At 38.0% G+C, this 20,888-nt stretch carries 16 protein-coding genes; 8 read left to right on the top strand and 8 right to left on the bottom strand.

Annotated elements, in window-relative coordinates:
- Entirely contained in the window at nucleotides 1–1,311 is a 1,311-nt protein-coding gene (locus CXF85_RS00530) for a response regulator (protein WP_332870679.1), read from the top strand.
- 315 nt (nucleotides 1,312–1,626) lie between these two features.
- On the opposite strand, the gene CXF85_RS00525 is transcribed toward CXF85_RS00530, so the two are convergent.
- Together CXF85_RS00525 and CXF85_RS00520 are read right to left on the bottom strand one after the other, a co-directional pair.
- Nucleotides 1,627–3,414, bottom strand: coding sequence for an alpha-amylase family glycosyl hydrolase (locus tag CXF85_RS00525; RefSeq protein WP_101226575.1), 1,788 nt, complete (start codon nucleotides 3,412–3,414; stop codon nucleotides 1,627–1,629).
- Between the two features lie 72 nt (nucleotides 3,415–3,486).
- A complete protein-coding gene (locus CXF85_RS00520) occupies nucleotides 3,487–5,115 on the bottom strand; it encodes an alpha-glucosidase family protein (RefSeq protein ID WP_101226574.1) in 1,629 nt (542 codons plus the stop codon).
- 280 nt (nucleotides 5,116–5,395) lie between these two features.
- Here CXF85_RS00520 and CXF85_RS00515 point away from each other — a divergent pair, with 280 nt between their 5' ends.
- From CXF85_RS00515 to CXF85_RS00505, 3 genes are all read left to right on the top strand, one after another.
- Nucleotides 5,396–7,951, top strand: a complete 2,556-nt coding sequence (locus CXF85_RS00515; RefSeq protein ID WP_101226573.1) for a glycoside hydrolase family 31 protein — start codon at nucleotides 5,396–5,398, stop codon at nucleotides 7,949–7,951.
- 3 nt (nucleotides 7,952–7,954) lie between these two features.
- Complete coding sequence (locus CXF85_RS00510; RefSeq protein ID WP_101226572.1) at nucleotides 7,955–9,013, top strand: glucokinase; 1,059 nt, start codon at nucleotides 7,955–7,957, stop codon at nucleotides 9,011–9,013.
- Between the two features lie 250 nt (nucleotides 9,014–9,263).
- Nucleotides 9,264–10,754 carry an MFS transporter gene (locus CXF85_RS00505; RefSeq protein ID WP_101226571.1) on the top strand — a complete coding sequence of 497 codons (1,491 nt, stop codon included), beginning with the start codon at nucleotides 9,264–9,266 and terminating at the stop codon, nucleotides 10,752–10,754.
- A gap of 155 nt (nucleotides 10,755–10,909) precedes the next feature.
- Here CXF85_RS00505 and CXF85_RS00500 read toward each other — a convergent pair whose 3' ends face one another.
- The 3 genes from CXF85_RS00500 to efp all read right to left on the bottom strand — a co-directional run bounded on the left by CXF85_RS00500 (nucleotide 10,910) and on the right by efp (nucleotide 13,513).
- Nucleotides 10,910–11,932 carry a LacI family DNA-binding transcriptional regulator gene (locus CXF85_RS00500; RefSeq protein WP_101226570.1) on the bottom strand — a complete coding sequence of 341 codons (1,023 nt, stop codon included), beginning with the start codon at nucleotides 11,930–11,932 and terminating at the stop codon, nucleotides 10,910–10,912.
- 286 nt (nucleotides 11,933–12,218) lie between these two features.
- Entirely contained in the window at nucleotides 12,219–12,905 is a 687-nt protein-coding gene (locus tag CXF85_RS00495; protein WP_101226569.1) for an outer membrane beta-barrel protein, read from the bottom strand.
- 32 nt (nucleotides 12,906–12,937) lie between these two features.
- Complete coding sequence (efp, locus tag CXF85_RS00490) at nucleotides 12,938–13,513, bottom strand: elongation factor P (RefSeq protein WP_101226568.1); 576 nt, start codon at nucleotides 13,511–13,513, stop codon at nucleotides 12,938–12,940.
- Between the two features lie 98 nt (nucleotides 13,514–13,611).
- Between efp and epmB the strand changes: the two genes are divergently transcribed.
- Together epmB and CXF85_RS00480 are read left to right on the top strand one after the other, a co-directional pair.
- On the top strand, nucleotides 13,612–14,652 hold the full coding sequence (gene epmB / locus CXF85_RS00485; protein WP_232771023.1) for an EF-P beta-lysylation protein EpmB: 1,041 nt from the start codon (nucleotides 13,612–13,614) through the stop codon (nucleotides 14,650–14,652).
- Nucleotides 14,653–14,718: 66 nt separating this feature from the next.
- Nucleotides 14,719–15,021, top strand: a complete 303-nt coding sequence (locus CXF85_RS00480) for a hypothetical protein (protein ID WP_101226567.1) — start codon at nucleotides 14,719–14,721, stop codon at nucleotides 15,019–15,021.
- Between the two features lie 59 nt (nucleotides 15,022–15,080).
- Here CXF85_RS00480 and CXF85_RS00475 read toward each other — a convergent pair whose 3' ends face one another.
- From CXF85_RS00475 to CXF85_RS00465, 3 genes are all read right to left on the bottom strand, one after another.
- A complete protein-coding gene (locus tag CXF85_RS00475) occupies nucleotides 15,081–16,745 on the bottom strand; it encodes a mechanosensitive ion channel family protein (protein WP_101226566.1) in 1,665 nt (554 codons plus the stop codon).
- Nucleotides 16,746–16,875: 130 nt separating this feature from the next.
- The gene (locus CXF85_RS00470) at nucleotides 16,876–17,379 is read right to left on the bottom strand and encodes a DUF3016 domain-containing protein (RefSeq protein WP_101226565.1); all 504 of its coding nucleotides are present in this window, start codon (nucleotides 17,377–17,379) and stop codon (nucleotides 16,876–16,878) included.
- Between the two features lie 83 nt (nucleotides 17,380–17,462).
- The gene (locus tag CXF85_RS00465; RefSeq protein ID WP_101226564.1) at nucleotides 17,463–18,029 is read right to left on the bottom strand and encodes a DUF4136 domain-containing protein; all 567 of its coding nucleotides are present in this window, start codon (nucleotides 18,027–18,029) and stop codon (nucleotides 17,463–17,465) included.
- A 282-nt stretch (nucleotides 18,030–18,311) separates the two neighbouring features.
- Between CXF85_RS00465 and CXF85_RS00460 the strand changes: the two genes are divergently transcribed.
- Together CXF85_RS00460 and CXF85_RS00455 are read left to right on the top strand one after the other, a co-directional pair.
- Nucleotides 18,312–20,051 (top strand): substrate-binding domain-containing protein, encoded by a 1,740-nt coding sequence (locus tag CXF85_RS00460; RefSeq protein ID WP_232771022.1) that lies wholly within the window; start codon nucleotides 18,312–18,314, stop codon nucleotides 20,049–20,051.
- 60 nt (nucleotides 20,052–20,111) lie between these two features.
- Nucleotides 20,112–20,711 carry a hypothetical protein gene (locus CXF85_RS00455; RefSeq protein ID WP_101226563.1) on the top strand — a complete coding sequence of 200 codons (600 nt, stop codon included), beginning with the start codon at nucleotides 20,112–20,114 and terminating at the stop codon, nucleotides 20,709–20,711.
- The last annotated feature ends 177 nt before the right edge of the window (nucleotides 20,712–20,888 follow it).

Raw genomic sequence — 20,888 nt, 5'->3', positions numbered from 1 at the left:
ATTTTAGATGTTTCAACGATTGATGAATCACTCGTTATTGGAGACCCCGGTAGATTAAGACAAATATTGACCAATCTTGTCGGTAATGCGATTAAGTTTACTGAGCACGGTGAAGTAATAATTCGAGCGGAGTTATTTTCTAAAAATGAGACCACGTGGAAATTTCATTGTTCGATCATTGATACCGGTATAGGTATTTCAGCAGATAAGCAAAAACAACTCTTTGAAGCATTTACCCAAGTTGATGCTTCAACTACCAGAGAATATGGCGGCACAGGGCTTGGGTTGGCCATTGCGAAGAAGTTTTGTAGTTTAATGCATGGCAATATATCGGTGAGTAGTGACAAAGGCAAAGGCAGTACTTTTACCGTCGTTGTAGAATTTAAAAAATCACCTAAATCTCAATTAGTAATACCTTCCATAGATATTAACAAGCTCCATTTATTAGTTGTCGATGATAATAAAACTAATCGTGATGTGTTAACCGGACAGTTAACGCATTGGGGAGCAAGTGTTACCGAAGCAGATAGTGGTCAAAATGCGTTAAACCTATGTGAACAACAAATATTAGACCCAAGTAAACCTTTTTTTGATGTCGCTTTTTTAGATATGCAAATGCCTAACATGGACGGAGAACAATTAGCTGTATTGTTAAAAAAAGACAAACGATTCAATAAAATTAAATTAGTGATGATGACCTCAATGGTTTCCAGAGGGGATGCGCAATATTTCGCTGATTTGGGTTTTAGTGCCTACTTCCCAAAACCTGCGACAACGTCCGATTTGTTTAATGCACTGCAAGTGGTTGCTGAGAATGGTCAAGTTTTACAACAGGCGCAACCGTTAGTTATGCACCATTACTTACAGGGACTGAAAACGGAAGATCAAAAAAATGATATTCAAGAAATAACCTGGCCTGAAAATACCCATATATTATTGGTTGAAGATAATAGAATAAACCAAGAAGTGGCAAAAGGTGTTCTTAAGAATTTTAACTTAATTATTGACGTTGCTGCCAATGGCTTAGAGTCACTTTCCGCTTTACAACTTTCCTCGAAAAAACGACCTTATAATTTAATTATTATGGACTGCCAAATGCCCGAAATGGATGGTTATGAAGCCACTCGCCAAATCCGAGACGGCGCTGCCGGTGAGCGGTATAAAAATATTCCTATTGTCGCGATGACGGCAAACGCAATGCAAGGTGATAAAGAGAAATGCATTGAGGCAGGTATGAATGATTATCTAACCAAACCCATTGATCCAAAGAAGATATATGTTTTTTTAAAGAAGTGGCTAGCAACCCCATAAATTATAACGCTATAGCTATTTCCTCGTGTGGAAGTAATTTTATCGACAAAAAAAGCGACATCAATATGAATTGAGGTCGCTTTTTTATTTCGACTTACCTTATACCAATTCCGTTAAATTATTGACCACTTGTACTGGCTAAAATTCTCCATGACGGCGTTGCTTTCAATCCCAATAGCCAGCTATTGGTCAATCAAGCGCCTTGCCCTGAAATATTTTTACTTCGTACAACAAGATCAGAAACTTATCGGAATTGGTATTAGAACAACTAAACTGAAAACCACTTAACCGATGAAGTAAGTTAAGGTTTAATAGCTATTTCAATTGATAAATAGCAAAACTCAGTGGCGCTATTTCATCAGCTTTTCCAGCGTTCACTGAACGATAAAGTAACTTACTATCTGCCTTTTCTGATAATACATTGAGGCGTTGAGAATCAATCGCTGTATTGAATACAATCAATAGGTTTTGCGCTTTAGTTTTACTTGTCGCTTTCATTTGACGCGTGATGGCGAAAATACCAGCTTTATCTTGTGCATAAACAAGCGCCTGCTCACCAAAGCGTAATGCTGGGTATTGCTGATATAACTGCGCATACTTAGCAAAGCTTTGATAAAAAAGATGATTAGTATCAAAATTATCATCGGCTGTAGTCTTACTTGTTGCCAGTAAATCATCATCATTATAACTAGCAACAAAAGAAGGCATCATATCTTGGCGTGAAGCTTGATCACCACCGTCACCAACAAACCCTTGTTCATCACCATAATAAATAACCGGTACACCACGACTAAAGAACATCATGGCGTGTGCAAGCAAGTTACGTTGAATTTGTGCTTGTTCATCGTAGTTATGAGGACTTTGTTTAAGTGCATAAGCAAAGCGACCCATGTCATGATTACCGGTAAAGTTAACTAATTGATTAGCATTGGTGTTACTAATATATTTATGTTCAGTTTGATAAAAATGGTCTTTCGCGAATAATTGGGCCAATACATTTGTACCCTGCTGTTCAACCAAAGCTTTTGTCATCGCACCTTGAAAAGCAAAATCTAATACGGAAGGAATTTTAGCTTCAGTAGTAAAGCGACTCAATAATTCAGGTTCAAAACTATAAACCTCACCAAACATGAAAAAGTTATCAATGCCCAGTGTTTTAGCATGACTTATCAAAGCGGGTGAGAATTGTTGCCAAAATTCTATGTTGACATGTTTTACCGTATCAATACGAAAACCATCAGGCTTAAACTCATTAATGATATCTTTATATATATCGATCATGCCATTAACAACACTGGCTTTTTGGGTATATAAATCATCAAGGCCAGCAAAGTCACCACGTACTGAGCTTTCACCTCGCCAAAATGAATCACCTTGGTTGTGATATTCAGATAGTTCATTAAGCCATGCTGGGTATTTTAATGTTTCCTCACCTTTAGGGATTAAGGGGCTGTAATGCTTGCCTTTAGCAAGTTGTGCCATTGAAATAAAGGGACAATCATTACCTTCACTTACATCTACAATCCAGCCTAAGCCGTCTTCACCGTGACATTCTTTGTACTTAATTACATCAGCGGTATGATTAGTAATAATATCAAAAAATACTTTTATATTACGTTTATGTGCTTGGTCGATAAAGTTTTTTAGCTCAGCGTTACTGCCAAGATGAGGATCAATTTCAGTGAAATCTAAAATCCAATAACCATGATAACCAGAGGTACCTGCTTGCATAGCGCGATTACGTAATACTGGCGTTAACCAAATAGCACTTACGCCCATATTATCAAGATAAGCTAATTTGTCAGTAAGACCCGCTAAGTCACCACCGTGATACATACCTTTATGGCTTTTATCAAAACCTCCACGAGACACAGCACGCTTTTTATCATTCGCAGCCGCGCCTAAATCATTGCTAGTATCACCATTGTAAAAACGGTCTGGTAAAACAAAATAAAAGACTTCGTCTTGAAAATCACGTTGTTGATAAGGTGCTAACGTGGCCGCTTTAGCTGTTAACTTAGCTTCGCTTGCTTGGCTTAACTGCGATGTTACACAGGCTAAACCTATTGCTGCTAGTACCGAACATTTACTAATAAAATTCATAAAGTTTCTCTTATTGTGTTTACCGTATTAACTTACTGACATACCTGAGTAAGGAACTGACTAAGCAAGCGATTAAAGCTTGCTATAAAAACAACCAAAAGGCGGTAACATTAAGATACCATCAGTAATTGTTCCGCTTACTAGCTTATGATCAGATAACACAGTTAGGCTATCACTTGCTTTAGTCAGTGAAGATAAAGCCATTGTTTGGCTTTGTTCACTAAAGTTAAAGCATACTAATAACTGCTCACCTTCGTATTGACGAACAAAGGCTAATATCGGCTCATCAGTATCAATAAAGTTGATGTCACCGTAACGTAAAGCAGGTTGCTCTTTACGCCAATGATTAAAGTGACGATAGCTATTTAAGACTGAATCCATCACTTCATCTTGTACATCTACTGATTTATCAAAGTGCTCGTTCGCTACGGGTAACCAAGGTTTACCTTCACTAAAGCCAGCATTAACTAAGTCATGCTGCCAAGGATGTGGCGTTCTGCAACCATCTCGGCCTTTAAATTGTGGCCAAAAAGTGATGCCATAAGGGTCTTGAATATCTTCAAAAGCAATATCAGCTTCAGTTAAACCTAACTCTTCACCTTGATAGCTGCAAACACTACCACGTAATGACGAAATCATTGCGTAGAGCATCTTAGCAAAATCGTTACTATTAAAACCGCCCCACCTTGTAACAACACGCTCTACATCGTGGTTTGAAATAGACCAACATGGCCAGCCATCTAAAACACGTGATTCAAGGTTTTGCACCACTTGTTTAATATAACTCGCACTAAAATTATCGGTCAATAAATCAAAGCTGTAACCCATGTGCAAACGATGTTCGCCTTGGGTATATTCCGCCATGGTTTTTAGTGAGTCTTCTGAAGATATTTCACCTAAAGCAACCGTACCTGGGTACTGGTTCAGTAGCGTTCGAATATCTTCCATAAAACCTAAGTTTTCATCTTGGGTGTTATTGTAATAATGATACTGGTAAGCGTATGGATTTTTCTCATCAAAACCGATGCTTGTTCTTAACTCTTTAGCCTTCGCAGGGTTATCACGTAATTGCGCATCATGATAACAAAAGTTAATCGCATCAAGACGGAAACCATCAACACCGCGTTCAAGCCAAAATTCAATATTGTCTAATACCGCTTGGCGCACATCAGGATTATGGAAGTTTAAATCTGGCTGACTCGTCAGAAAGTTATGTAGGTAATATTGTTGACGTCTTGGCTCCCAAGTCCACCCTGTGCCACCAAATATAGATAACCAGTTGTTGGGTGCTGTGCCATCTGCTTTAGCATCACTCCATACATACCAATCGGCTTTATCGTTAGTTTGATCTTCACGTGAATCAATAAACCACTGATGTTGATCAGAAGTATGACTAAGCACCTGATCAATCATAATTTTAATACCAAGCGCATGAGCTTTTATGACAAGTTCATCAAAGTCAGCTAGCGTACCAAAAATAGGATCAATTTCACGATAGTCACTAATGTCATAGCCAAAATCTTTCATTGGGGATTTGAAAAAAGGCGAGATCCAAATAGCATCAACACCTAAACTAGCAATATAATCTAACTTGCTAATAATTCCTGGCAAATCACCAATGCCATCCTGATTAGCATCATAGAAGCTACGTGGATAAATTTGATAAATTACCGCGCCACGCCACCACATTTGTTCATTCATTTGAAAACCCCAACACTGATACTTGCTTGTTTGGCGACAGTTATTATCAACTGTCGTTACTCAAGCATTTAATAATTCTTTCAAATAAGAATACGCAAATAAAAACTTAGCTGAAAGGCTTTGCATACGTATGTATAACAAATCCCCTAAATTACATACGTATGTAATACTTATGCAATGAGAAGTGCCCCTTGCATACGTATTCAAGATGTCGCGTACCTTAGACTAAGGGTATTATCAAAAGCACTCTCGTATTTCCCTCAACCTTAAGGGTATTATTTTGCGTTTATTCACCTATAAATACTTCAGCGTTAACTTATTAACTTGTCTATTAACAAGCTTGCTAGCTTGCTTAGCCATATCAACTTCATCATTGGCAAGTAATGGCAATTACCTAAATCATAAGTTAGAGGGAAATAGTGTTGTTATCACAACAAATTTATCGACCGTCACCTTAAATGCTTATGGTGAAGGCGCAATAGCAACCCACTATCAAAGTTTGAAAAAACAACTACCGGCCAGTCACCTGCCTTCTTTCGCTATAAAGGAACAAGCGTTGAGCCGTCACTTTGTTATTAAAGAAGATAAAAATCAGCTGACCTTAACCTTGAATAAACTCATTGCTGTTATTAACAAAGCACCCTTTTCTATTAGTTATTACCAAAAAAGTGAGAACCAGAAAGATAAAGACCAAAAGAACAAGTTACTCATCGCCGAGCAGCAAGGATTTTTTAGCGGAACAGTAAGTGAAGCAATTGAAATACCACCGGTAGAAGGTAGTAGCACAGCAACCAAAATCACCAAAGAATTACCGGTTCAAGGCTTCCGCTTTCATCTAGACGACACCGAGAAAATGCTTGGTGGTGGTGAACGGGTATTAGGCATGGATAGACGCGGCCATAGCTTCCCATTATATAATCGAGCGCATTACGGCTATACCACGCAATCAGAACAAATGAATTTCTCGATACCAGCGGTTATGTCGAGTAACAAATACATTGTGCTATTTGATAACTCTGCCAAGGGTTATATGGATATAGCTAAAAAAGAAAAGAACATTCTAGAATTTTCTGCTGTCGCAGGTCGTATGTCTTACATCATTTTTTCTGCCGACACTTACCCTCAACTACTTAATAATTATGTTGATGTTACCGGTAAACAACCTTTACCACCCCGCTGGTCTTTAGGTAATTATGCGTCACGTTTTGGTTATCGAACAGAAGTAGAAGTTAGAGCAACCGTGGATAAGTTTATCGATTTAGACTTTCCTCTTGATGCACTTATCTTAGATTTATATTGGTTTGGTAAAGATATTAAAGGTCATATGGGGAATTTAGCTTGGGATAAAAAGGCCTTCCCTGAGCCTGAAAAAATGATCAGTGATATTAAAGATAAAGGCGTGAACACCATTTTAATCACGGAGCCTTTTATACTGAGCACATCAAGTAAGTGGAAAGATGCTGTTGATAATCAAGCATTAGCTACCGATGAACACGGTAAAGCGAAACAATTTGATTTCTATTTTGGTAATACTGGCTTAGTGGATGTCTTTAATGACAAAGGTCAGCAGTGGTTTAATGATATTTATCAGAAGCTTTATCAGCAAGGTGTGACTGGCTGGTGGGGTGACTTAGGAGAGCCAGAAGTTCATCCTAGCGATACATTGCATACGCTAAGTGATGGCAGTGTAGTTAATGCCGATGCCATTCATAATGTTTATGGCCATCAATGGGCAAAAATGGTGTTTGATAATCAAGTTAATATGAGCCCTGATCAACGACCATTTATTTTAATGCGTTCTGGTTTTGCGGGTTCACAGCGCTATGGCATGATCCCTTGGACAGGTGACGTGAGTCGTTCTTGGGGTGGTTTAAAGCCGCAAGTTGAGTTGAGCTTACAAATGAGTTTATTAGGCATGGCTTATACTCACTCTGATTTAGGCGGCTTTGCTGGTGGCGAACAATTTGATCAAGAGATGTATATTCGTTGGTTACAATATGGCATATTCCAGCCAATTTACCGTCCACACGGCCAAGATAACATAGCACCAGAAGCTGTATTTCATGACAAACGTACCCAAGATATTTTAAGAGAGTACATAAAGTTAAGATATAAGTTGCTGCCATACAATTACACCCTAGCCTATCAAAACAGTACTACAGGTATGCCATTAATGCGTCCGCTATTCTTTGAGGATGATACAAATTCATTACTTATTGATAACGCCAGCAGTTACCTATGGGGTGATGCTTTTCTAGTAACCCCTGTGGTATCCCCTAATGTCACTTCTGTCGAAGTAAACTTACCTGCAGGTGTTTGGTTTGATTACTTCACTAGTGATAAAAAAACAGCTAAAAAATATAAAGGCAATCAAACAATTAACTTGCCAACCCGTTTAGAAACTCTGCCAGTGCTGGTACGCGCAGGTGCGTTTATTCCCATGATTGATGATATTCAATCGACACAAGATTATGACGCCAGCAAATTAACCTTACATTATTATGCAGATAAATCAGTGCCAACTGCTAACTATGAAATGTATGAAGATGATGGCAAAACCTATCAAGCTATCGAAAAAGGTTTATTTGAATTACTTCAGTTTTCAGCTAAACAGCAAGAAGATTTAAGCATAAGCCTTAAACGCACAGGTAAAGGTTATAAAAGCATGCCAACGACACGTGTAATGACGTTAGTTATTCATAATATTGAGCAAGCGCCAAAGAAAGTAAGCCTGAACAATAAACTAATAAAAGATGCTATTTGGCAGAATACTGACAACACTTTAACAGTCACTTTTACTTGGCAGCATCAACCTTTAACTCTAACGATACAATAAGTCATGAATACAAATTTACCTTCGACAGAAAAAAGAATAATCAACCTCATCGCTGATATTGGTGGTACCAATATTCGTTTAGCGCAAGCAACAGCTATTACTGATAATAGTGATATTACTAAAAACGGTGGTAACAGCGATACCGATGGTATTAATATCACTGATATTGAAACCTATCAATGCAAAAAATTTGCAAGCCTAGCCGAAGTGGTTGCCCATTATATTGAAATTAAAAGTATTGATAATCTAGTCATTAACGCGTGTTTTGCGATTGCCTGCCCGGTAGATAATGACTTAATTAGTATGACTAATTTACCTTGGCAGTTTTCCCAAAAAGAACTTAAACAAGCATTAAAACTTAATACCTTAAGTTTCATTAATGATTACACCGCCATCGCCATGGCTATTCCGCTTTTATCCGATAATCAAAAAGTAAAAATAGGTGGCGGTAAAAGCGTTGCTGGTAAACCCATTTCGGTATGCGGCCCAGGCACAGGTTTAGGGGTAGCCAACTTAGTACCAATAACCGTTGCCGGTAATAAGCAATGGCACTGTATTAGTGGTGAAGGGGGGCATATTGATTTCGCCCCGATTAATGAAACCGAACAACAGGTGATGAACTTCATCCATGGTTTAAGAAAACGTGTTTCATACGAGCAATTATTGTCTGGTTATGGATTAGAACAAGTTTATCAGGCCTTATTATTTATTAATGAAGGCAAAGAAATCACCACGGTTAACGATAAGCTTACCGCTAAAGATATCACTACTAAAGCCCTTGACGGTACCTGCAGTATCTGTGAGCAAACACTGACACTCTTTTGTAATGTACTCGGCAGTTTTGCCGGAAATTTAGCCTTAATAATGAATAGCCAAGGCGGTGTTTATATTGCCGGCGGCATAGTGCCGCGCTTTATTGATTACTTAAAATCAAGTGACTTTAGAGCACGCTTTGAAACCAAAGGTCGCTTATCCTCTATTACCGAGCAAGCACCCACTTACGTGATAACAGAAGAGCAACCGGGATTACTTGGCGCCGCCGCTTTTGTACTGCAAAAGTAACCAAAGGATATTAAGGGTAATTAAACGTTACTGAATACGTATGTAACATCTAGTGGTTATTCGTTAAAATGGGTATATTAAAATTCTTGTTTTAACTTTTGTTGGTCAATTTCCCTTCAAAGATATTTCAACACACGCTTGTTTAATGCCTTATTTGGTATTGCACATTATTATTAAGCTTTCCTAAAATAATAATGTGCTTTTTTTTAAAGGCAAACAAGGTAATACATAACAATAAGAGTGCATTGAGATGAGCAATCCAAGCGACATAAGTAAGCCAGCAAAAAATAGTCAGCACAAACCCCGTTTGAGTTTTTGGCAAATTTGGAATGTAAGTTTTGGTTTTCTCGGGGTACAGTTTGGCTTTGCCTTACAAAATGCCAATGCGAGTCGGATACTTTCTGACTTAGGCGCAGACCTTCATTCTTTATCATTATTTTGGTTAGTTGCCCCTATCATGGGCTTGATTATCCAACCTATCGTTGGCGCGGCTTCAGATAAAACGTGGAACCGCTTAGGTCGTCGTAATCCTTATATTTTAGCCGGCGGTATTGCCGCTGCCATTGGTATGTTATTAATGCCAAACTCTGCAACCTTAGCGAGTTTTATCACGCCACTATTTTTTGGCGCTATGATGCTAGCGTTAATGGATGCCTCTTTTAACTTAGCTTTTCAGCCATTCCGTGCCTTAGTTTCTGACATGGTGCCATCAGAGCAGCGTAACGTCGGTTACTCTATCCAGTCATTTTTAATTAATATTGGTGCTGTCTTTGGCTCGATTTTACCGTTCGTATTAACGAATGTCATTGGGCTAGAAAACACTGCGAGTACTGCAGGTCAAGTTGCCCCCTCGGTGATTTGGGCTTTCTATATTGGCGCAACGGTTATGCTCGGCTCAGTATTATGGACAGTATTACGTACCAAGGAATATGAGCCAGGTACTAATGGCTTAGCTGAACTAGAAGAACAAAAAGTAGAACAATCTCTTAATGAAAAGTTAGTCGAATTTTTCTCGCTAGTAAAAACCATGCCAAAAACGATGAAACAACTTGCGCTAGTGCAGTTCTTCTCTTGGTTTGCATTATTTATTATGTGGGTATACACCATGCCTGCCATTGCACAACATATCTGGGGTATTGATGCAAAATGGTTTGACCCAACTTATTTAGAGTCTGTCGGCACCATCCCTGCACATATTGCTCAAGCTAAAGGCACTGCCGGTGATTGGGTGGGTATTATCTTTGCTGCTTATTCATTATTTGCCGCAATAGCTTCCATTTTCATGGCGAAAGTAGCCAATAAAATTGGCCGTAAATTAACCTACTCACTTTCTTTACTTGCTGGCGGTATCGGTTATTTAAGTATCATGCTGGTACATAACCCAGAGTTAACGCTTGTTAATCTAGGCATAACGCAGATTTCAGTACCTCAAGGTGCGGTATCATTATTCTTACCTATGATTGGCGTTGGTATAGCTTGGGCAGCAATATTAGCAATGCCTTACGCTATTTTGGCTGGGTCATTACCGGTTAAGCAAACAGGCGTTTATATGGGAATATTTAACTTTACCATTGCTGCTCCACAGATAGTTTCTGGTATTTTTGCCGGTTGGATTTTAACGGCTGTATTCGATAATCAAGCTATCTATATTATTATGTTGGCGGGTATTTCAATGTTGCTTGGTGCTATTTCGGTTTACTTTGTTAAAGAAGATGCTGAACAAGCAATTGTGACGGAGTAAGTTAACCTCGCTTCTTAACTTAACTTAAAGCTTAATTTACGTCACTTCTAATGTTAAGTAATTAATGTTGGAAGTGACGACGTTTATCGCTTCATTCGTCACCTTCTCTAATCAAGAAATAATATTTAACTATTTTCTTATCGTTTGATTATAGTCTAGCTTCCACAAGACTTACGAATCACCAATTCAGGTGGGATCAAGGTCGTTTTCGCTTCTTCACCACTTATCATCGTCAATAAAGTAGCCACTAATAACTCGCCGGCTAATTGGGTATCTTGTTTTACCGTGGTTAGCGGTGGAAAGGTAAAACTGGCAATAGCGATATCATCAAAACCTACCAGCGCAACTTGTGTTGGTATTTCAATATTATGTTCTTGTAATGCACGCATGGCACCAATAGCAATAAGATCACAAGCGGCACAAATAGCATCGAAAGGCTCACCACTTGAGATTAATTGACTTGCAGCCTGATAACCCGCTTCTTCGGTGTACAGCGCATTAAACTGCAATAGTGGATTAACTACTATGCCATTCGCTTTTAACGACTGACAGTGGCCTTTATAACGTTCAAAAAACTCTGGCGCATGCGTAGAGGCACTACCTAAAAAGGCAAGCTTAGTACGCCCTTTTTCGATAAGGTGCTCGGTCATTTCTTTGCCGCCTTGGTAGTTATCACAACCTACCGATATGAGAGGTAAGTTTTTAACTTCAGCGCCCCAGCGAACAAAGTGCGTACCTTGGTCTAGCAATTTAACTAATTTCTCTTCGTAGTCAACATAGTCGCCATAACCCAATAAAATCAAACCATCGGCTTTATTACTATCCTCAAAATCAGCATGCCAGTCATCACTTGCTTGTTGAAAAGACACTAACAAGTCATAGCCTTTTTGCGAACAAGCCCGAGTGATACTGCCCAACATCGACAAGAAAAAAGGGTTTATTGCTGAATCATCATTGGTTGGATCTTCAAATAACAACAAAGCAATAGTATCACTTTGCTGTGAGCGTAAATTACTGGCGTTTTTATCAACCTTGTAATTTAACTCTTTAGCAATAGCTTGAATTTTTTCTCGGGTAGCCTCATTAACTAATGGGCTATTTCGCAAAGCTCTTGAGACTGTAGATTGAGAAACACCAGCCCTATAAGCAATATCAAATGACGTTGACTTTTCTTTCACGCGACCAACTTAAAAAGTAAAATAACAAGGTTAAAATTGAGTATTGAATATACCTGAGCAGGTGACTTAAGTATAGCCAGCAGTAATTTAAACTGAATTAACCAACTGACAAATTTGTGATTTATTTATTTCATCTACCAAATGCATTTTAATAGACAATAAAAAACCCAGTAAACAGTAAAGCTGTTTGCTGGGTTTATTTAATAAATAATTTACTAATAATTAGTGATATTCGCTTAAAGTTACCTTTAAGTAATTCTATCGTTATCGAAGCTAAAAATAACGCCTAAAATATAGAACCTACTTCCAGATTATAAGAGCCAATGCTCGCATCCTCTGAATGGCTCATATTAATCCATGCTTGCTTATAGCTAGCTCTGAAAAAAAGGCTATTATCTAACTCGTAACGAAAACCTACCGCTACATTATAAGAAAAGCGTTCATCGTTATAAGTATTTTGATAACCATCACACACATATCCCCACCAAGGATCATACCAACAGAATGAGTTAGGTGGTCCATCGGCGATATTACTATCCACAAAACTCCAACCAACACCGGCTTGAACATATGGCGTAAATTGGGAAGCAAAAACACTATAAACCACATTAAATTGACTTTCTAACACGTCCATTTTGTGATTTATTTGATAAGTACTACCGTCATCAGCATCAACTAAAGTAGCGGCATAACTAGGCGTCGTTGATGAAAAATCAAAGTTAACTAAAATATGTGGGTTCACATTATAACCAAGGGTAAAACCCCAGCCATAATCACTTTTCATTGCAATATTAGACTCATCCTCTCCACCAATATTGGTGGACTGAGTATTCAATACTTTAAAGCTCGCTTCCCACTTATCACTGCGCTTAGTGTAGTTTGCACTAGCATTAGTACTAAGCATGCTAGTTAGTAGGCCAACAGCACAACTAACTATCATTACTTTTGACATTAACACTTTGTTAATAAACATCTCTATTCCTTTAGCTGATTTTATTATTTAGCTTATAATGCTTTTGTTGCACGAGAAACATATTCGCCAGAACGTGTATCAATACGAACTTTTTCACCTATTTGAACAAATAAAGGTACACGAACAACAGCGCCTGTCGCTAATGTTGCCGGCTTGCCACCAGTACCAGCGGTATCACCTTTTAAGCCTGGATCTGTTTCTGTGATATCAATATCAACAAAGTTTCCCGGCGTTACCGTAATAGGCGTACCATTCCATAAAGTAATAGTACAAATATCACCTTCAACTAACCACTTAACAGTCTCGCCTAAGGCTTTTTCTTCTGCGCCGATTTGCTCAAAAGTCTCGTTGTTCATAAAGTGCCAGAACTCGCCATCAGCGTATAAATAAGCTAATTCAACTTCCATTACGTCAGCACCTTCAACAGACTCACCTGATTTAAAGGTTTTTTCTAAGACTTTACCTGAAACAAGTTTACGTATTTTAACGCGGCTAAAGGCTTGGCCTTTACCTGGCTTAACCAATTCATTCTCAAGAATATTACAAGGTTCGCCATCAAGCATGATTTTAAGTCCAGCTTTGAACTGGTTGGTACTGAAATTAGCCATAGTAAGAGTGCTCTTTTATTGATTACTTAGTTATTTATTTGATCTTCGCTAACCTTTAACCGTTATAATGGTCGAAGTAGCTAGCAAGAGATGTTCAATTGAAATTAGAATTGCCGCAGATAATAACCCAAATTGATCATGATTTGCATCTTTGTGATGAAAAATCATGGCAAAAAGATTTACGTGACGTTGTGACCGAACCAGAACAACTCTTAACACGACTTAATATTGACCCTACGGAATATTTACAGCATTTCAAGGCCCGTCAATTATTTCCCGTTCGCGTGCCACTTTCATTTATTAAACGTATGAAAAAAGGCGATTTTGACGATCCTTTGCTTAAGCAAGTAATGCCACTCTCGAGTGAGTTTTTACTCACTGAGGGGTATTCTGCCGATCCATTAAACGAGCATGATACCGTTGCTGAAGGTTTGCTGCATAAATACAAAAACCGCGTACTGATGATTGTTAAATCGGCGTGTGCGGTTAATTGTCGTTATTGTTTTCGCCGTCATTTTCCTTATCAAGATAACAGTCCGAATAAACAGCGCTGGCAAAGTGCTCTTGATTATATTGCGGCTCATGATGAAATAAGTGAGGTTATTTTTAGTGGTGGCGATCCGTTAATGGCCAGCGACGATCACTTGGCATGGTTAATTGAGCAGATAGAGAAAATTCCCCATGTATCGCGCTTGCGTATTCATAGCCGTTTACCCGTGGTGATACCTAACAGGATCACAAATAAACTGGTCAAACTTTTAAAAAATTCGCGTTTAAAAGCTACTATGGTATTACATATCAATCATCCTAATGAAATTAATGATGAGTTAATTGAAGCGCTTGAACCGCTTCGAGCAGCACGTATACCACTGTTTAATCAAAGTGTGCTATTGCGTGGCATAAATGATGATGCTGAGGTATTAATTAACTTGAGTGAGTCACTATTTGATGCGGGTATTCAACCCTACTACTTACACCTTTTCGATGCGGTTCAAGGCGCAGCGCATTTCGACGTTAAAGAGACAGATGCGGTAGCTATTTTTAAAGACATGTTAGCGAGCTTGCCGGGATTTTTAATGCCTAAATTGGTACGAGAAATTGCCGGACAAGCTAACAAAACGCCAATCAATCTGGCATAATTACCAAAAACAAATCCTATAACTGTGCCCAATAACTGTGCCCTATAACTAATAGTAAGAAGTATTATGACTAAAGCTATCGAACAACAACTAATTGAAAATATATCAATAATTTTAAAAAAAGCATTAACGGCTGATGCAACTTTAGCTGATTTACGTGAAAAGAAAAAAGCCAGTTTCAAAGCAGTTTTCACTGCTGATTCAGCATTTTCAAGTTCAGCTGATACTTTTCAGCCATACGTTGAAGAAGTTGCCGATGACCTGTTGAAATGGCAAGAAAATAACGACCAAGCGCTGCTGATTACGTTAGTTAAAAAGATAGAACAACTTTTCACTGTATTAGCTAACTTTGAACAAAGTTATAATTAATAACATGACTCAATAAAGTTAATAAATAACTCAGTTAACGCTGCTCTATTTAGCGTTAACTATTCAACAACTCTCTCTGACATGACTTGCACTTTACAGTTGTGTTCGCTCAACAGCGCTAAAATATTCAGATTGAGTTGGTTGATTTCATCTAAATACACATCAAAATCTGTCGTTTTAACATAAGCTAAAATATCCAATTCTAAGCCATAGATGGTATAAGCTTTAAAGTGTGTTCTAAGTGGCGCTTCACCCAGGTTATCAGTAGTACTCAACATAGACCTAATCGCGAGAAGTAGCGCATCCAGGTTTTCTTTAGGTGTATTGGGCGCTAAAAATATCTTAGGTCTAAAAGCAATTTTTTCACGTTCTGAATAGTTTTCGATATTCATATCAATAAATTTCGCATTAGCCACATAAATAACACTTCGGTCTAAAGTACGAATGCGCGTTGCTCGCAACCCTATCTCTTCTACCACGCCAAAACTATTACCAAAACGACAAAAGTTACCAATTTTAATGGGGGCAGATGTGTATAACGTGATAGCACCAATAATATTTTCTACCGTTTTCTGAGCAGCCAAAGCAATAGCTAAACCACCAATACCTAAACCAGCTAACAAAGTTGAGGCATTAAAACCAATATTTTCTAACCAGTTTAACGAGGCAATACTAAATATAATTATCTTTATTACAGTGCCAGCAGGTCTCAGCAAGTATATTGCTAAAGGTTTATCTTGAGCGATAAATTTTTCTGAAAAAAATGTTTTCATTAGATCAATAAAGCGAAAACATACCCAGCACCAAGCAATAATAAGTAGAGTACTTCCTTCAGTTACCGCTTTAACTGCAATGGTTATATTAGCTTCATCATGAAAGTTTCGAGCCAGAACCACGGCAAGTAAGAGTGCAACGGGCTCTTTAATAAATTTTAAACTGTCATTTGAGACTTTTGTGTAAATTCGGTTTATCGCAAAAGCAGCCAACCAAGTGAAGACTTTCGCGATGAAATAATAAATGAGCATCATTAAAGTGAAATATATCCACTGCCATAACATGACACCAAATAAATCTACCGCTGGTAATTTTTTAGCTAATAATTCACCTAAGGGGGAATATGAATAACGTTTAAATAAACGGGGGATTTTCTCAACCGTAGCATTGGATATTTTCCAGATTTTAACTTTATCTTCCGCTCGTGGAATACGCTGTAATAAAAGTTCTAGATTATTACCTTGGTAATCAACCTGCCCAATGAGATCTCTATACGAGGGAAGATTGTCATTTTTACGTCCTTCCTTTAAGGTACTGATACTATTTAGATCAATCCAAAGAGTACGATTGAGTACTACCCCTAATTGCCGAGCTAGCTCTTCTTTACCAACACTCAGTGTTTTTTCTGAAAGATTACGGTAATCTAAATAATTAGTGGCTAAGGCTAAATCACCTAAACGCATGGCACGTAAATATCCGGCAATGGTGCTGCGAGGTTGGCCTCGTTCATAATCATCCAGCGGGACATTATACTCATCAGAGTAATCAGACGGTTCAACACTGTGCTGCGATTTTTCCTTGCTATCGAGCATATCTTTAATCGAAACTTCATTGCCGCTGTTAGCTGACGTTGCGCTAAACGCACTTGGGCTGATAAGAATCAAAGAGAGGATAATAATTAAGGCAACAGAGAAACGAGTAAATAAAATAGAGTATGGAGCTAGCGTCATTGCGCATTTTCCTTGCTATAACGTAAAGTAACTTAGCAAAGATAGTAGCTTAAATTCGAACGGGAAAATACAAATTTTGGGCATAAAAAAAGTCACCTCAGTGACTTTTATACATTTTTAACGAGTGACCTTACTTACTAATGATCATCTCTTTAAAGGTTTTTGCAAACCAATCATCGAGCATTTTTTTCTCATAGCCTAACGGCTTATTACGATACTTTAAGCTGTTACTCGACATAAAGCTCAAATCTTTGACCACTACATCATCTGATTGAATTACCGTGCCATCAGCAGCAAGTAACTGGTACGAAAAATTCATTCGAGGTGAATATATATTTTTGATAATTCGAGTACGATGAATACCTGCAGCATTTGTATCGCCCGCTAGGTCAACATCAGTCACATCAATTTTTAATATTTGATCTGCTGGTAATGTAGCTGCAAGTTTAGCAAAGTGTTTTTCAAAATTATTAAACGTTCGCTCTCTAAATTGCTTACGTCCGTTGTTACCTTCATCGATATCTCGGTAACTTTTATAATCAGTCCAAGTCACTTCACTGCTTGCTGCAAAGGCACTAGGTGTCAGCAATAACGTTGAGACGAATAGTGTCACTATATAAATAGATTGCTTCATTTGTAATTCCTCTTATTAAATACCTAACATTAGTAAAACAAATTAAGACAGTGTCAACAGTATCAATTTGATACTTTCCTGTATTAATTTGTAGTATAAAATTGCTTCATAACACGACTAACTATTGATGCCGTACGTTGCACTCTTTGCGCTTCATTATTATCTTCATGAGCAAAGCCTTGTGCGGCGCCACGCCAAACTCTTTTTCCTGTGCTCGCATCTTCAATGTAAATTAAGAAGCTACCTTTTTTCAACGCATCATTACTCGGCAGCCCAGGAGTAATACCAAATTCTTCATTAATCTTTGTATCGGATACATCACTCGCTAAGGCAATACCAAAACCAACATGAAAAGCCGCGCTTTTCGTTTCCTCTGTATTTTTAAATCCGTGACTATTTAGATCAGCAACAATGGCGTCAGCATAAAGCTTATATACTGCTTGAGTTTGTTCAGCCTTTAATGATGTTTCTTTTACATATTTAGGCGCCAAGGAAAACTGGCTACCTTGTGAATAAGAGATCGGAATATCACGAACGCTTGATATGGCTAATTGGTTTTTATTCATGTGCGGCTCTTGTGGTACGGTCACACAAGCACTAACAATTAAGCTGCTAAAAAGAGCCAAAGCTAAACTAATATTTTTCTTCATTATTCAATCCTAGAAAGGTGTATTAACGCTTTAATACTGACCTAATTATGCAATTAAGTATATAAATACATTCAATTAAAACTGCAACAGTATGTAATGTAAATACACGTACTTAATTAGCGCTACATCTCGCTAAAATCCTATCGCATCAACTCTTTTCTAGTTGAAACAAAACGTTTTTTTAATATATAGCCTGTCAAAAAGTAATGATAATCGTCATAAAAATGTAACCTTCACTGATTAAACTTACTAAAAATATTTTTAACCTTGGAGATAGCCTAAATGGAAATTATTTTTTCAGGCTCATGGCAAGCAAACAACCAACCTCTTATGACAAAACTGGCTCAATTAGCCCGTATTGCACAAAACGAGTTTGATATTGAAATATCGACGGAAAAAATGCTGCTAGAAGAAGATTACCGTCTATTGGTGATAAGTGAATTAACGCTACTTGCACACCAAGATATTAGCCAGATTACTTCATGGTTAACCGCCATAGATGAGCGCCCATCAAAGCGTATTGAAGCGGAAGTAATAACGTCGAACAAGCGCCCGTTAAAAGTATTGTTAACGTTAACTTTACTGATAGTCGCAGCAAGTATTTTTTGGTATAGCAACACACTGCAATCGTTCAATTCGCCTTCACAGGCACAAGTAACTAATGCAACTATAGATACCAGCATAAATAATACAGTTAAAAGTTCAACGGCTAGAAATCCCCTGCAACCGTTACCATCAGCAAACACTACAATAAAAACGATAGTTAAATCTGAAAGTGAAACAGTATTTCGCTTGCATGGCTCTAATACTATTGGCGAGAAACTAGCACCTTTATTGCTAGAAGGTTTCTTGAAAAAGCAAAACATTAACAACTTCACTTGGACACGTAATACCCCATTAGAACGAGTATTACACTACAGCGTTGCTGATAAAAATTATGCTATTGAATTAAAATCACATGGCTCTAGTACAGCATTTTCTGCACTAAAAAATAAGACCGCCGATATAGGCATGTCTTCACGCAGAATAAAAGCCAGTGAAGTTAAGCAATTAAGTAATACTTCTGGCCATTTAAATAAACTCGGTAACGAGCATATTATTGGTTTAGATGGTTTGGCCGTTATTGTTAACCAGAATAATTCGGTTAAACAACTCTCAAGTAAGACCCTGGCTAAAATATTCTCAGGTGAAATCAACAACTGGTCCCAGATTGGCGGTGCTTCATTGCCTATAGAACTGTATGCCAGAGACCAACATTCTGGCACTTGGGATACCTTTAAAAACCTAGTATTGAAAAAACATGGTAAAAAATTGTCTCAACAAGCTAAGCGATTTGAATCAAGCTCTGAGTTATCTACCCTAGTATCACAGAATGAAGCGGCAATTGGCTTTATTGGCTTAAACTATGTGTCGCATAATAAAGCCATCGCTATTTCTGCCAGTAAAGGTACAAGTGCTATTTTCCCAACCCGCTTTACCGTAGGAACAGAAGATTACGCGCTATCAAGACGACTATACTTTTATACACCAACTTCTGCCTCGAACTTGGTAAAAGACTTTGCACAATATGCGCTTTCAACGCAAGGACAGCAGGTGGTTTCACAAGCAGGCCTCATTTCGCAGAATATAAAATTAGAGCAGGTTTATCCTTTAGCTGACGCGCCAAAAAAATATCAGCACTATGCCAGTACTGCTAAACGCCTTTCACTTAACTTTAGATTTGACTATGCAACCAAAGATCTTGATAACAAAGGTAAACGCGATTTGTTGCGTTTGGTAGATTTTATGGAAGATCACCAAAGCCGTAGAATTGTACTGATGGGTTTCTCAGACAGTATTGGCGCACAGCTAAAAAATAGTAGCTTGTCTTATAAGCGAGCAAAGTCAGTTGAGCTAGCACTGACCTCTCGAGGAATACCAGTATTGGCCGTTGAAGGTATGGGCGAAGCATTACCCATAGCAAATAACAATACTGATGATGGTCGAAAGCGTAATCGCCGTGTAGAAGTTTGGATGCTTTAATATTTCTGCAATATTAAAGGGCTATTATTCGAACATCAGCTTTATTAAGGGAGATAAATTATGTTTAACCTATTATCGAATCAAAAAAAATTACTAAAACTTGTTAGCAATTACACGGAACAAGAGTTTGGAATAGTTTGTACCAACTTAAAGCTGATGATTGAATTACTCAGCATCAGTACCAGCGACTTATTAGCCAATCGACGAACTTATGGTCTTTTATTACCTTCCGCCGATGCAGGAAGCAAAAAACTGAGTAGTGAAAAACCTTCGATTAAGATAAATGCCCAGTTATTACTTGAGCAAAATAATCTGATTAGTGCCATCAACTCTCTATGCTTAACTGAAGCCATCATGGTGCGAAACAACTTTACCAATTGTTTAGAGCTTCTCAATGAGAAAAATGATGGAGATAAAAAGACTAAGGACGTCGAACAAAAAACAGTAATAAAAACGACTCCAGAAAAAAGCACTGAAAGGGTTGTTATAGTTAACGAAAAAAGTAATGTATCTCCTATTCGTTTAACTGAAATTAAACAACGCTTGGCACAGGCCGTTCAAGTATCAGCAGCGAAGCAAGATAGCATTAAGAATCACCTTAATAATTTGTTAGATAAGCCGACTGCAACTCTATCAAAAATTTCCTCTAAACAGGCTTAAGTCCTAACCTAGCGAAAAATTAACGCTGGAGAGAACAGAGCCTAACCAAAGTGATACTTTCTATTTATAGCCTGAAGCGCTGTTAGTAACAGCGCTCTTTTATCCGTAGAATCATTTGACAATTTAAGGCGCTTTATAGTGGCGTTTAGTATTTCTTAAACAAGCGATTAAACCGAC

The sequence above is a fragment of the Colwellia sp. 75C3 genome, assembly GCF_002836255.1.
Classification (GTDB): domain Bacteria; phylum Pseudomonadota; class Gammaproteobacteria; order Enterobacterales; family Alteromonadaceae; genus Colwellia.
This window is presented reverse-complemented; position numbering and strand designations above follow the sequence as displayed.

What these genes read in the sequence shown, in the direction of transcription:
- CXF85_RS00525 (WP_101226575.1), bottom strand. Translation starts at nt 3,414, where the DNA reads ATGAATTTTATTAGTAAATGTTCGGTACTAGCAGCAATAGGTTTAGCC.
- CXF85_RS00520 (WP_101226574.1), bottom strand. Translation starts at nt 5,115, where the DNA reads ATGAATGAACAAATGTGGTGGCGTGGCGCGGTAATTTATCAAATTTAT.
- CXF85_RS00510 (WP_101226572.1), top strand. Translation starts at nt 7,955, where the DNA reads ATGAATACAAATTTACCTTCGACAGAAAAAAGAATAATCAACCTCATC.
- CXF85_RS00505 (WP_101226571.1), top strand. Translation starts at nt 9,264, where the DNA reads ATGAGCAATCCAAGCGACATAAGTAAGCCAGCAAAAAATAGTCAGCAC.
- CXF85_RS00495 (WP_101226569.1), bottom strand. Translation starts at nt 12,905, where the DNA reads ATGTTTATTAACAAAGTGTTAATGTCAAAAGTAATGATAGTTAGTTGT.
- efp (WP_101226568.1), bottom strand. Translation starts at nt 13,513, where the DNA reads ATGGCTAATTTCAGTACCAACCAGTTCAAAGCTGGACTTAAAATCATG.
- CXF85_RS00480 (WP_101226567.1), top strand. Translation starts at nt 14,719, where the DNA reads ATGACTAAAGCTATCGAACAACAACTAATTGAAAATATATCAATAATT.
- CXF85_RS00475 (WP_101226566.1), bottom strand. Translation starts at nt 16,745, where the DNA reads ATGACGCTAGCTCCATACTCTATTTTATTTACTCGTTTCTCTGTTGCC.
- CXF85_RS00470 (WP_101226565.1), bottom strand. Translation starts at nt 17,379, where the DNA reads ATGAAGCAATCTATTTATATAGTGACACTATTCGTCTCAACGTTATTG.
- CXF85_RS00465 (WP_101226564.1), bottom strand. Translation starts at nt 18,029, where the DNA reads ATGAAGAAAAATATTAGTTTAGCTTTGGCTCTTTTTAGCAGCTTAATT.
- CXF85_RS00460 (WP_232771022.1), top strand. Translation starts at nt 18,312, where the DNA reads ATGGAAATTATTTTTTCAGGCTCATGGCAAGCAAACAACCAACCTCTT.
- CXF85_RS00455 (WP_101226563.1), top strand. Translation starts at nt 20,112, where the DNA reads ATGTTTAACCTATTATCGAATCAAAAAAAATTACTAAAACTTGTTAGC.